This is a genomic window from Venatoribacter cucullus (genome assembly GCF_016132445.1).
Classification (GTDB): Bacteria; Pseudomonadota; Gammaproteobacteria; order Pseudomonadales; family Oceanobacteraceae; genus Venatoribacter; species Venatoribacter cucullus.
On sequence record NZ_CP046056.1, the window covers coordinates 1293070 to 1306380 of the forward strand.

Genomic DNA, 13311 nt, shown 5'->3' on the forward strand with positions numbered 1-13311 from the left:
TAGGCCAGACGCCGGCAGGTACAATCCGTTGGCTTTCTTACAAACAGAATAATAATTATGAAACAGACCTCCCGACGTTCCGCCGTCTTTATGGCTGCAGTGTTTATGGCCGTTACGCTGGCTGGTTGCAGTGGTAACAGTTCATCTTCATCAGGCCGGCAACCCGTCACCCCGAATTATGTTAATGGCTACCTGGGTACGGCCAATATCCGCAATGCCACGGTGTATGCCGTGCCGGTTAACGTGCAGGGCCAGCCCGGTACTGAGCTGGATAAACTGAACCAACAGGTTTATCTGGGCGAAGTCACCAGCTCGGACGTGCAGGGTTATTACCGGGTGCGGGTTGCCCAGCAGGATATTGGCAAAGCCATGGTGCTGATTGTGCAGGGTAAAGACGCCGGCACCACCACGGCGGTATGTGAACTGACCCTGGGCTGTGCCGATGGCTGGGCCTACAAACAAGCCAAAGACGTCGCCAGCGATTTCAGCCTGACCGCGGCGGTCGGCAATGTGCAGAACAACACCCGCATTAACATCAACTGGCTGACGCATCTGGCCGCTGACCATGCCTACACCAGTTACATTGATGATGATGATGATGATGATAATGATAATGGTAATGGGCAAGCAACCACGCCCACTGAAGGCATGTTTACCCCGTTCACTATTGAGCGCGGCAATATCTGGTTAAGCCGTCAGTTTGGTCTGAGCGATGTGGTATCGGTACGTCCGATTGCACCATCGGAGATGCACAATGATCCAGGCCTTAGTGCTGTTATCCGCCAGGAAGGTATTCTGTACGGCTTACTTCTGGCTGCTGGTCAGCAATTGGCACTTGATGCTGACCAGAATGAGGTTGAGTGGTTGCGCGATGTGGTTGCTCAGCAGCGCCAGTTGGGCGGTCAATTATATCTGAACAATTCCAGCGGGTTTTCAATGGCAGCCCTTTATCAGGCTGCGCTGGGTATCGCCGAACAGCATCAGCAACGGTTGCAATCGTCTTCTCTGGCTGTACCGCCGCAGCTGCCTGCGGTGATTGAAATTCTGCGTAATCAAGCCAATCAGTTATCGGCTCTCGCTGAGGGTACTCGTTCTGACATCCGTGTTGATGCTGCAGAGATTAATAACTGGGTTGATCGTTTTAAGCAGGCCGAAGAGTTTTTGACCGATCTGAACCAGCGCTTGCTGAATTTCAGCGGCGATGACCCGAAAACCTGTGGCCTTTATACGGGTGATGATTGCGTTAACAGCTTTGTTGACCCGGCCTATGTGGAAAAAACCGTTGATTATTACGATGGCCTGGAAGCCCTGTACCGTAAGGTCGGGCCGGGGCTGGATATCGCTGTGGAAAGGCTGCGCGATCATGCGTTGGATTTTATCCGCTGCCTGAATGGCGCAACCTGTATCAGCGCGAATTTCAACGCCACCGCCAAAACCTACAGCGTCGATAGACTTACCCTGACGGTGAAAGGGGTGCTGGTGGGCCTGGATGGCGAAGTGGCCGGTAAATTTAACGCCTTTGATGTCGAGATTACCGGCACTCAGACGGTGAGCTATGTGAACGGGAATGGTGAGCGCCAAACCCTGTACGTGGCCTATCAACCCGTTAAAAATGCCGGCACCAATACAGAAAGCAAAGCCCGTTTGCGGCTGGTGTATAACAACGCTTTCACGCAGCCGCCGCTCACCGCAGTGGATGATGGCAGTGGCATCTTGCCATCCGGTTATACCGAAGCGCTGGGTTTTGATCTTGAGTGGCCGCTGGTGGAAATTACCTTTAATGGCGAACAGGAAACGCTGGATTTTTATCTGGCGGCCAAATTAATCGGCGTTAAAGACGCTCTCGAACCGACCAGCCTGTATCACTACAACCTCACCGAGCTGTCGCTGCGTACCCGGGTACAGGGCGAGCCGCTGGGTAGCTTTAATGAGCAGGGCGTCTCCGGTGATTTACGCAATCAGGCCGAGCTGACCTTCAGTCTGAAGCCTAATAACGCCGCCAACTATTATTCCCCCACGCCCTGGCCGCGCAGTGCCGATTATTTTCAGGCCCGCGAAGGGTTCGTGGCGGATGACACCACCCCGGTGCGGGAAACCGGTTTGTTCAGATATCGACTATTGGATAATCAGAGCATTGTGCTGAGCGCCACCGAAGCCGGCGTCGAAACCCGGGTAACAGCGAATTACCTGGAAATTGAAACCCCGGGGCTGGGTATTAACCGCTTTGAATTATTCACCACCGATGATCAGAAGATGCTGCGAAAATGTTCCATTGAACGCGATGAAGATGGCCGGTCACGGGAGCTGAAAAAAATCTGTACCTCGCCCAACAGCGTTGTGGACGATTTTGATCTGATCAAGGATCTGATTAACGGCGAAGAAGATTATCTGGGCCTGTTTGCTATTCCCGGTCGCGGGGCCTATAAGCCGGATTTTCCAGCAAGCATTGACTGGAGTGATGATGATGATGTCGTTATCGACGGTATTCTGCGCGCTTCCTTTGTGCAGGGGCTGGACCAGCTGAACTTGCGCGTGGCGCATGAGCTGGTGGATATGGTGAACAATGTAGCCACCCGCGCACCGCGCGCCATCGTCAATGTGCGGGTCAACCGGCCCACGGTCGATAACTGGGAAGTGGCCATTGCTGCTGGTTACGATTATGACTATCTGGTCGATGTGCTGCCCACCGGCACCCGGGCGCAAAGCTTGTATTTATCTTATCTGGTACGTGATCTGGGCGGGCAGGGCGATAAGCGTTTCTTTACCGAACTGGGCAGCCTGATCGTGTTCCGTGGCGGAGTTAAGCTGTTCACCAATGACGAAAAGGGCGAAAGCATTGGCGTCACGCTGGCTTCAAGGGTCGACTACGAACTGGGTGATGAAAGCACCCCCTGCGGTTATGCCAACCGTGATCAGTTGGTGGCGGTGGCCGGCAGCTGTGACGCCGTTGGCTATATTACTTTCCGCAATGCGCTGGTGGCGGTCATCCGCGAAGAACGGGGCGTGTACGTGGCCCGCTTCAGCGACGGCCGTTTTATTGTGCTGGGAGTCTGATCCGCTTTGTGGCATTACCGGTCACCTCTGGCCGTATTGACTGGCCTGTTAGTCACCGGCTGGCCGTCGGTGTCAGTGCAGGCCGCGGAGGTGTTTGCCAGCATCGGTCTGCACAGTTCTTCAGAGCCGGTGCCGGTGTACGACATGGTGCATGGCTGGGGTGATGACGTTCGCCGTGGCCGTTACGCCTGGGCGGATGGGCGGGTTCAGTCCGGTTTCCTGGCGCAGGGCTGGATGGTCGCCTGGGAGCGGCGCTGGCATTACGATTTCCGCTTTGGTGCAGAAACCGCCGAATTTTATGGCCGCCTTGAACAGGGGGATAACCGCCCGGGGGATTACCGGCTGCAACTGCAGGCTACGGCATTACAGATGCGTGGTGTGCGGGCCGGTTATGAGTTTGAATGGCAGCGTTTTCGTGTGCAGCCGGTGGTCAGCCTTTACCGGGTTGATCAATATCAGGCCGGCCATTTACAGGGCTTTGCTGATTCTGCTGCGCTGGAGTCCGCCTCGGTGCTGCTGGATTACCACTTTGATGACGACAAATTACTGGGTTGGCCAACCGCGCCGGAAGACGGGCACGGGGTCAGCGCCGATCTGAACCTGGCCTATAACGGCCTGCGCTGGCAGTTGGAACTGCAACTGCAGGATCTGTGGAGCCGTATGGAGTTGCCGGCTGCGGCCTTTACCCGCGGCTGTATCAATCTGGGCGGTGCGGAAAACCCGGTGTGCAGCAGCGGCAATGCGGTGGCTGGTAACTCCGGCTATGCCGATTACCGCACCGAACTGCACTACAGCGGCCAGTTGCGGGCTGCGGATACCGACCTCGGGTTGCAGTTTACGGCGTTCTGGCATGACCGTTACCAGCGCATCAGTGCACAGAAAAACTGGCGCACCAGAATTGGTGAGCTGGGGCTGTCGGCGCATTCCACGGCGCAGCTGGGGCTGCACTGGAGCAGTAACTGGCATCAGCTGGCGCTGGTTACTGACCAGGCCGACTGGCAACAAGCCCGGCATCTGCAGCTGCAGCTGGCGTTGCGGTATCCGTGGTAGAGGCCCGGCGCGCTGAAATCCGGTATCATCGGGCCTCTTTGATCAGCTGAATCCACCATGTACCTTGAGCACTTCGGCCTGCAGCGCCTGCCTTTTACCATTGCCCCGGACCCCGACCTGCTGTATCTGTCGCGCGGGCATCAGGAGGCGTTGGCGCATCTGCATTATGCCCTGACCGGGCATGGCGGGCTGGTGTGCTTAACCGGCGAGGTCGGTACCGGTAAAACCACGCTGTGCCGGGCGTTTCTGCATCAGTTACCGGCGCACGTGCGCAGTGCCTACCTGTTTAATCCGCAACTATCAGCCACCGAACTGCTGCACAGTCTGTGCGACGAGCTGGGCATTGTGGTGGCTGAACAGGCCAGCCCGCGCGAGCTGTTTAACCGCCTGAACCATGAGTTACTGCAGGGCTACGCCGCTGGTCAGCGCTTTATCTGCATTATTGATGAAGCCCAGAGCATGCCGGTGCCTTTGCTGGAGCAGGTGCGGTTATTAACCAATCTGGAAACCGATAAAGAAAAGCTGCTGACGGTTATTCTGGTGGGCCAGCCGGAGCTGCGTCAGCAGCTGGCGCGTTACGATTTACGCCAGCTTAGCCAGCGCATTACGGCCCGTTATCATCTGCAGCATCTGGGCTTCAGCGAAACCCGGGCGTATCTGCAGCATCGTTGCCGGCTGGCCGGCGCAGAACGTCCGCTGTTCAGTGTCGCTGCGCAATGGCAGTTATGGCGCGCCAGCGGGGGTATTCCACGGCTGTTAAACAGCCTGGCCGACCGTGCTTTGCTGGGGGCTTACGCCAATGGCAAGACGCTGGTAACGCCGCAATGGGTGCGCGGCGCGCAGCGGGAAATTTTGCCGGCGCGTGCTTACTTTTCCCCGCACGGCAAGTCCGGCTGGCGCCTTTCGCCGGGGTCGCTGGTGTTGTTATTGCTGATTCTGTTACCGGCGCTGTGGTGGTGGTTGCCCTCGCTGCCACGCACACTGGAAGCGGTAGTCTTATCCTCCGGGAGTAGCGGCCAGCATCTTGCGGCCACTGACCATGCCGCCGGCCCCGCGCTTAACCCGGTGCATTTGCTTGGCCGGGAACTGGGCTTGCCGGCCGTGCAGGATTGTTCGGCGCTACCGGCACAGGGGTGGCGTTGTCTGTGGCTGGAATGGCCACTGGAGTATTTGCAGCGTTTAGCGGTACCGGTGGCAGTACCGCAGGCCGGTACCAGCGGCACGGTCTGGCAGCTGGCTCAACATCTTGCCGCCGGGGCCCGGTTAAGTGGGCGTAGTCTGGTGTTGTGGCAACCGCCGGCCAGTTTTGACCGCAAACTAATCCGTCCGGGTAACCAGCACGATACGGTGCGCTGGGTGCGCCAGCGGTTAGGCGTTGCGGCACCCTCCGGCTGGCAGGTCATTGGTCCGCAAGGGCAGAGCAGTCAGCCGGATGATGGTTTTTACGATCCGTTACTGGCGCAGGCGGTGCTGGAATTTCAGCAGCAGCATGGGCTGAAAGCAGACCGTATTCTGGGGCCACAAACCCTGTTTATGCTGTGGCTGCAGGAGGGCTGAGCGTGTCGTACATTCTGGATGCCCTGAAAAAATCGGAACAACAGCGCGCCAGCGCCCAGCCGGTGCCGGCGGCGGTCAGCTTACCCGTTGCGACCGCACCAGCCCGGTCAGCCTTGCGCGGAGCCCTGGTGGTGCTGGCTTTGCTGCTGAGTCTGCTGTTGATCTGGTGGTGGCCGGAGTCAGCAACCGAACTTGCGCCGCAAACCGTAACGGCGACCCCGCCGGCGCCGGTAGCAGAGCCTCAGACGGTGCTTAACAGCGCTGAAGTGGCTGACATGCCGGAAACCCGCCTGCCGGAGGCGCCGCCGCCGGTTTGGGTAACGGCCGACCCGTCAGTAACAAACGAGCCAGCCGCTGTGCCTGAGTTGCAACCGGCATTACCCGCAGATTCCCGGCTTGCAGAATCACGGCCAGAAGAATCACGGCCAGTGGAAGCGCGCGTTGAAACCCGGCGCTTACCGCCGCTGCAGTCTTTGCGGCGTATTCCGGCGCTGATGATTAACAGCCATATTTACAGCCCGCTGCCGGAGAAACGCAGCGTTACCATTAATAACCGCGCCTGGCGCGAAGGCGAACCGCTGGCCGAGGGTATTTTCCTGCAGGAAATTACCCCGCAAGGCATTGTGCTGGATGTCGATGGCTGGCCGTTACCGGTCAGTCGTCAGCAAGGCTGGCAGCCTGTCCCTCAATAATGGAAGCGACTTATGCTCAGTAGTGAAACCAAAGAGCGCATTCAGTCGCTGTACCGCGAATGCATTAAAGCGCTGGATCTGAAACCGCGGCTGGGCCAGCGGGTGATGATTGCCGAAATCGCCAAAAGTCTGGCCGCCGTACACGAAGACGACAAAGGCCAGCGCGACAACGATGCCGGCATTGCCGTGGTGGAAGCCGGCACCGGTACCGGTAAAACGCTGGCGTATTTACTGGCGGCCTTGCCCATTGCCATTGAAAAAGAAAAAAAACTGCTGGTGTCTACCGCCACGGTGGCCCTGCAGGAGCAGATTCTGGATAAAGATTTACCCAATCTGCAGAACACCATTTCCATGCCCTTTAAATTTGCCCTGGCCAAAGGGCGCGGGCGTTACCTGTGCCTGCTGAAACTGGATAAATCACTGCAGCAATTATCCGGTTTATTGTCGACCGTGGATTTATTTGAACAAACTCCGGAAGAACAGGACCGCGAACTGTACGAAAAATTATTGCAGCAATACGGCAGTGGCCAGTGGGATGGCGACCGTGACCGTTTGCACGAAGAAATGGCCGATAAACAGTGGTCGCATTTAACCGCCACCCACCGCGAGTGCTCTAACCGCCGTTGTCCGCATTTTAACAATTGCGCGTTTTACAAGGCGCGCTCGGCTATGGAAGATGCCGATGTGATTGTTGCCAACCATGACCTGGTGCTGGCGGATATTTCTCTTGGTGGCGGGGCGGTATTACCGGCGCCGGAAAAAACCATTTATGTGTTCGACGAAGGCCACCATCTGGCGGATAAAGCGCTGAATCATTTCCGCCTGGAAGTGGGTGTGCGCGGACAGCGCCAGTGGTTGCAACAGCTGGAAAAGGGCATTGAGCAATTTGTCGCCGATGCCGGTATTCCGGTCAGCATGATGCATGCGTTAACCGAAGCACCGCAAAATATCCGCGAAATTCTGCAAAGTCTCGCCCTGGTGTGGCCGCTGCTGCAGGATATGCTGGGCGAACAGGAGCGGTTGCGTTTTGAGCAGGGCTTAATGCCGGAAAATCTGCGGCAGCTGTTAATTAATATTAAAGAACCCCTGCAGCCGTTATTGCTGTGCCTGGAAAAACTCAACGATTTATTGCAGAAATCCCTCGACCCGAAAGAAGACGGAGAATTCCGCCGTGACGTGGCGGAAAACTGGCAAACGCCGATGGGCGTGATGCTGGCCCGGGCCGAACAGCTGTCGGAAACCATCGGATTGCTCTGTGCGCAGGAAGCCGAAGGCGATTTACCCGTGGCGCGCTGGCTGGCCAAAATCCCCTTCGGTGACGGCTGGGATATCCGCTTAAGTGCTTCTCCCATTGCGGTCGCCGGTCAGTTACGCCGCGATTTATGGTGGCGTTGTTATGGTGCGGTGGTCACCTCGGCGACCCTGACGGCGTTAAACAGTTTTAATAAACTCAGCTGGGAAAGTGGCCTGCCGGACTGGGCCAATTATCAGCGCGTAACCAGCCCGTTTAATTACCCCGAGCTGGGTGAAATTCAGCCGGTGGCGCTGGGTTCTGATCCGAAAAGCCCGCAGTTTCAGGTGGATGTGGAAGACTGGCTGCGGGAGCAGGTCGACCTGAGCCGTGGCACGCTGGTGCTGTTCAGTTCGCGGGCGCAGCTGGAAGCCACGCGCGATACCTTTTTGCAGAATTGGTATGACCAGCTGTTATGTCAGGGTTTTTTACCCAAAGCCGAAATTGTTCGTCGCCACAAAGAACGTATTGATAACGGTGACGGCAGTATTATTTTCGGTCTGGCCAGTTTTGCTGAAGGCATCGACTTGCCGGGTGAGTACGTCACCCATGTGGTGATTGTGAAAATTCCTTTTGCCGTACCCGATGATCCGATTCAGGCGGCCATTTCAGAGTGGCTGGAAAGCCGTGGGCGTAACCCCTTTATGGAACTGACGTTGCCCGCAGCCTCCATTCGTCTGGTGCAGGCTTGTGGACGGTTAATCCGCACGGAAAGTGACCGGGGCCGTATCAGTATTCTGGATAAACGCCTGTTGTCGCAGCGTTATGGAAAATTACTGCTGGATTCCCTGCCACCGTTCCGGCGTATTTCCTGAGGTAAAAAAATGCCCGGAATATCCGGGCATTTTTTTACCTGCCGGGGTTCAGGCCGGCTGAACCTGCAGGCTGTCATCCGGCGTGTCGTGTACCATCAGCAGATGGGTCTGCAGATAATTCAGCAGGGCATCGGCCGCTTTTAAGTTGTGCTGAATAATTAAACAACGCAGGGTTTTACGCTGCCGTTCCAGAATGTGCACCGTATATTGATGCCCGGTTTCCGGTAATTCCAGCCGCAGGCCACTGGTGTTTTCTGTCAGGCTGAGATCCGCCTGGGTTAATTCCAGCTCGCAGCCGGCAAAATTAATATTCTGAATACGGACGATATGCTCTTTACCGGTATGGCAGTCGAGCAAACGGTAAGGTTGTTCCAGCGGCCGCTGGCGTCCCTGTAAGCGTTGTTCAACTCGAATATAACTGTGCGGATCAAATACCTGAGCACCGGCAACATGGTGCAGCGACTGGCCGCACATAAAGCGGTGAAACAGGCTGGTGGTGGTTTCTTTGCGCTCAAACTGCGACAGGTGGTCTGCATTGTTGATCACAGCAAAGGTGGCGTTGGCGCACTGGCTGGCCACGGCGGCGTTTTCAGTGGGCAGGGTAAAGTTGTCGTATTCGCCGGTGGCGATCAGGGTCGGGCATTGCGGGTAGGCGGTAAAGCCGGGGAAATCCAGCAAACGCTGGGTATTCTGCGCATAGCGCTGCCGCTCGTTGTCGCTCAGACGGGCAATCTGCCGGTACAGCAGACGGCGGTAAGTGGTGCTGACTTCGGTTTCCTGCAGGCGGCTGTGGTTGATCAGGTTGCACACCGCGGTGGTGGCGAAGGCGTTCATATCACCGGCTGCCAGCTGGGCTAACGAATCTTCCAGCAGGGTAATCAGGCTGTCGCGGCGGAAACAGGTAATGCCGGATAACAACAGACGCTCAACGTAGTCCGGATACGCCGCCGCAAACAAGGTGGCCATGGCTGAACCGTAGCTGATACCCAGCATCATCACTTTGGGCAGCTGTTGCGCGGTACAGAACAACTGAATCAGGCTGGCGTAATCGGGCAGGCTGAGCTCAGGTGCCAGCTGGTCGTTATTACCCTGCGAGGGGAAGTCGGCCAGGATAACCGGATGGGTACTCAGTACCTGTTCCACTTCGCTTTTGAATGAAACAAAGCTCTGAAACGCACCACCGAGAAACACCACCGGGGTTTTACCGAGGTTGGCAGGTTCGCAGAACGCCTGATATTCAACTTTGTAGGTCTGACCACGGAAATTCAGCAACTGAATATGCGGGGCATCCCGTAACGCATTGGCGGAGAAGGTAGAGAACTGCATGGCACTTGCTCTTTTTGTTCTTATAGTGCGCTGACTCTAACCCAGTTATAGACAGATTGCCATAGGTGTATGTTTTCTTTACGAAACCTTGATTGGGTTATAACGTGTTGATTTTTATGGTAAAAATAAAGCCCGCTGGAAAGGTGCGGGCTTTGGCAGGACAAATTGGCCCAATCAGCGCTGTGGCAGATTGATGGTAAAAATAATGTCTAAGGGCGTAACGTCCACTTTCATTTCCCCGCCCGGCGTCTGTTGAGTTAACGCCGGATGATCGTTGGTGTTGGGGATACGGATGCTGAACTGATCTGCTTTCAGTTCATAGCCGGTCAGGCCGGTAGGAACGGGGGGCAGCGTCGACGGCATGGGAAATTTCAGATTGTTGTAATCAATGGGTTGACCGGCTTTCAGCCCCAGCAGATCACGCAGGTAGGCTTCACGGGCAGCAATGTTGGCATCGGTGGGTTGTGGCTGGGTAATGCCCGGTTGCTGTTGTTGCTGCAGCTGCCGGTCGCGCTGTTCTGACAAATACTGTTCAGCGGCCGGGGTCAGGTCTGGCCGGGCGCTGCGGTCATCACCCGGGGTGGCCTGGTTGCTGCCGGGCAGATCTTCCAGCGGTGCCACTTTAACGGTGGCGGCGGTGGCGGAGGAATTCTGGTTTTGCTGCGGTACGACCACCGTGGTGTCACGGATATAGGCTTCGGTCATTTCTTCCGGCGGAATTTCCTGAATATCGGCAACCGCGGAAGCCGCCAGCAGGCAGGTGCTGCTGAATAAGGTTAACAAAAAGGTACGGTGAGTGGTGTTCATGCGGATCTTTCCCGTTAATTTTGTTGCCTATGCTAGAACGGGCGCCTGAAACAACAAGGACTGCAGGGGCCACTTTACAAGAGTTTTGCGCAGTTGCTGTGCTGCCTGCACCGAGGCCCCGGGCTTGTCGGGGTGCTCCGGCTGCGGCACTATGGCGCCTGATTTTTCCGGATGACCTTTGCATGTCTTTATTTATTCGTCAGCTGCCATTGTGGATTGGCTTGCGTTATCTGGCCGCCAAGCGGCGCAATCATTTTATTTCGTTTATTTCAGCGTCTTCGATGGTGGGGATGACCCTGGGCGTGGCGGTGCTGATTCTGGTGCTGTCGGTGATGAACGGATTTGACCGGGAATTGCGTGAGCGCATTCTTGGTATGGTGCCGCACGGCGTGTTGTATGAGCGTGGTGGTATTCAGGACTGGCAGGGGCTGGCCAGTCTGGCCGAACAGTTTCCCGGTGTGGCCGCTGCCGCACCCTTAACCAAACTGCAGGGAATGCTCGGTCAGGGTGGCCGGGTGCAGGGCGTAATGGTGACGGGTATTGATCCGCAGGCGGAAGCACGGGTTTCCATTTTGCCCAATCATATTAAAGACGGTCGGCTGGAAGACCTGCAGGCGGGTGAGTTCAACGTATTGCTGGGTGATTTATTGGCCCGTCAGCTGAATGTGATGGTGGGCGACAAAATTACCCTGATGCTGCCCGAAGCGACGTTGTCGCCGGCCGGTGTCTTGCCACGGGTAAAACGCCTGACCGTGGCGGGTATTTTTTCGGTGGGTGCCGAGCTGGATGCCAATCTGGCGGTCATTCATTTACAGGATGCTGCCAAACTGGCGCGGCTGAATGGCGAAGCGCAGGCGTTGCGTATCCGCTTCCATGATTTATTTCAGGCACCGCAGGGCATCTGGCGCATGGTGAACCAGCTGGAGGGGCAATATTCCGGCAGTGACTGGACCCGCACCCATGGCAATTTATTCCAGGCCATCCGGATGGAAAAAACCATGATCGGCTTGTTATTGCTGATTATTGTCGCAGTGGCGGCCTTTAATATTATTTCCACGCTGGTGATGGCGGTAACGGATAAGCAGGCCGATATCGCCATTCTTCGCACCATGGGCGCCAAACCACGCACCATTATGGGTATTTTTATGGTGCAGGGGCTGGCTATTGGTCTGGTGGGGGTGGTGCTGGGTACCGTGCTGGGTATTCTGGCGGCGCTGAGCATTTCTGATCTGGTGGCCTGGCTGGAACAATTATTCGGTTTCCAGATTCTGAACGCCGATGTGTATTTTATTTCTTATCTGCCCTCGCAGCTGTTATGGAGCGATGTGGCAGTGGTTACCGGAGCCTCGCTGATGCTGAGCTTTTTGGCCACACTGTACCCGTCGTGGCGGGCTTCCCGGGTTCAGCCGGCGGAGGCACTGCGTTATGAGTAATTGGGTATTGCAGGCGCAGGGGCTGCGCAAAACCTATGTCAGCGGTCCGCAACAGGTAACGGTCTGGCAGGATATTGATTTGCAGGTGGCTGCTGGCGAAACCCTGGCCATCGTTGGTGCTTCCGGCTCGGGTAAAACCACCTTGCTGAATGCGTTGGGCGGGCTCGATTCCGTCGATGCCGGACAGGTACTGATTAATGGGCAGGATATTCACCGCTTGCCGGAAAACGCCCGCACCCGGTTGCGTAACCAGCAAATCGGTTTCGTCTATCAGTTTCATCATCTGTTGCCGGAATTCAGCGCGCTGGAAAACGTCATGCTGCCGCAGTTGCTGGCCGGTGTGGCGCCTAAAGCCGCTGCGCAGCGGGCAACCGAATGCCTGCAGCAGCTGGGCCTGGGGCACCGTCTGGAGCATAAGCCGGCGGAATTATCGGGTGGTGAGCGTCAGCGTACCGCCATTGCCCGCGCGTTGGTGAACCGGCCGCGGCTGGTTCTGCTGGATGAGCCGACCGGTAACCTGGATGAGCAAACCGCGCATCAGGTGGAAGAAGCCATGCTGGAGTTAACCCGACAGGGTGAAACGGCTTTTATTATGGTGACTCATGATCGTGAGCTGGCGGGGCGGATGAACCGCTGTCTGCAACTGCGGGATCAGTCGCTGCGACCCTTGCTGTAAGGGAAGAGCAGAAGAGGGCGGTCAGAAACCTTCGTTTTCAGCCGCCCGCTTGATACGGTTCAGCCGGCGTTTTTTCAGATTGCGCAGAATGTGCGTTCGCCAGATGATGTGAATGCTGAAATAACCCACACAGGCAAAGAATACCGCAGCGACCAGGGACCCCAGAAATAATGGCTGCCAGATGGCATTCAGTTCATACAACAACCATTCAACCGACAACTCCACCTGAAAGGTGCGGGTGGGGGTGTCCAGTATCCAGGCCCCCAGACGATAAGTAGCGTAAAAGATTGGGGGCATGGTCAGTGGATTGGTAATCCAAACCAGCCCTACGGAAATGGGTAGGTTGGCATTGAGACTGAACGCCAGCAGGGCGGCAAAAAACATCTGAAAGGGGATAGGCAGAAACGCAAAGAACAGTCCGGCGACAAAGGCTCTGGCGACCGAATGACGATTGATGTGCCAAAGATTCGGGCGGGCAAACAGAGGATGCAGAAAGCGCAGGCCGGGGTTGGACCGTACCTGTTCCGGACTAGGAAAGTATTTCTGCAATAACTTTTTAGGCATGCACAACGCCGCTGAAAAAATGCGCGGCGATTATGCCGCTTACGCC

Annotated in this window: 10 protein-coding genes; 7 read left to right on the forward strand and 3 right to left on the reverse strand. The window is 56.5% G+C overall.

All coding sequences use genetic code 11. The annotated features are described in order from the left end of the window. Positions 1 to 57: 57 nt before the first annotated feature. From GJQ55_RS06115 to dinG, 5 genes are read left to right on the forward strand one after another with little or no spacing between them, the layout of a single operon-like run. On the forward strand, positions 58 to 3054 hold the full coding sequence (locus GJQ55_RS06115) for a hypothetical protein (protein ID WP_228346624.1): 2997 nt from the start codon (positions 58 to 60) through the stop codon (positions 3052 to 3054). Positions 3055 to 3090: 36 nt separating this feature from the next. Beyond that, the gene (locus GJQ55_RS06120; protein WP_228346625.1) at positions 3091 to 4104 is read left to right on the forward strand and encodes a hypothetical protein; all 1014 of its coding nucleotides are present in this window, start codon (positions 3091 to 3093) and stop codon (positions 4102 to 4104) included. A gap of 57 nt (positions 4105 to 4161) precedes the next feature. Then, on the forward strand, positions 4162 to 5661 hold the full coding sequence (locus GJQ55_RS06125) for an ExeA family protein (protein WP_228346626.1): 1500 nt from the start codon (positions 4162 to 4164) through the stop codon (positions 5659 to 5661). 2 nt (positions 5662 to 5663) lie between these two features. After that, entirely contained in the window at positions 5664 to 6353 is a 690-nt protein-coding gene (locus tag GJQ55_RS06130; RefSeq protein ID WP_228346627.1) for a general secretion pathway protein GspB, read from the forward strand. Positions 6354 to 6365: 12 nt separating this feature from the next. Then, positions 6366 to 8459: an ATP-dependent DNA helicase DinG gene (dinG, locus tag GJQ55_RS06135; RefSeq protein WP_228346628.1), complete on the forward strand. Its 2094-nt coding sequence runs from the start codon at positions 6366 to 6368 to the stop codon at positions 8457 to 8459. A 48-nt stretch (positions 8460 to 8507) separates the two neighbouring features. Here the strand turns inward: dinG and GJQ55_RS06140 are convergent, their stop codons facing one another. Together GJQ55_RS06140 and GJQ55_RS06145 are read right to left on the reverse strand one after the other, a co-directional pair. Beyond that, a complete protein-coding gene (locus GJQ55_RS06140; protein ID WP_228346629.1) occupies positions 8508 to 9785 on the reverse strand; it encodes an alpha/beta fold hydrolase in 1278 nt (425 codons plus the stop codon). 174 nt (positions 9786 to 9959) lie between these two features. Beyond that, complete coding sequence (locus GJQ55_RS06145) at positions 9960 to 10592, reverse strand: hypothetical protein (protein WP_228346630.1); 633 nt, start codon at positions 10590 to 10592, stop codon at positions 9960 to 9962. A gap of 182 nt (positions 10593 to 10774) precedes the next feature. On the opposite strand from GJQ55_RS06145, the gene GJQ55_RS06150 reads away from it, so the two are divergent. Together GJQ55_RS06150 and GJQ55_RS06155 are read left to right on the forward strand one after the other, a co-directional pair. Further along, a complete protein-coding gene (locus GJQ55_RS06150) occupies positions 10775 to 12025 on the forward strand; it encodes a lipoprotein-releasing ABC transporter permease subunit (RefSeq protein WP_228346631.1) in 1251 nt (416 codons plus the stop codon). After that, the gene (locus GJQ55_RS06155) at positions 12018 to 12701 is read left to right on the forward strand and encodes an ABC transporter ATP-binding protein (protein ID WP_228346632.1); all 684 of its coding nucleotides are present in this window, start codon (positions 12018 to 12020) and stop codon (positions 12699 to 12701) included. The genes GJQ55_RS06150 and GJQ55_RS06155 overlap by 8 nt, the downstream gene beginning before the upstream one ends. Before the next feature lie 21 nt (positions 12702 to 12722). Here GJQ55_RS06155 and GJQ55_RS06160 read toward each other — a convergent pair whose 3' ends face one another. Continuing rightward, positions 12723 to 13265 (reverse strand): DUF2062 domain-containing protein, encoded by a 543-nt coding sequence (locus GJQ55_RS06160; RefSeq protein ID WP_228346633.1) that lies wholly within the window; start codon positions 13263 to 13265, stop codon positions 12723 to 12725. Positions 13266 to 13311 lie beyond the last annotated feature (46 nt).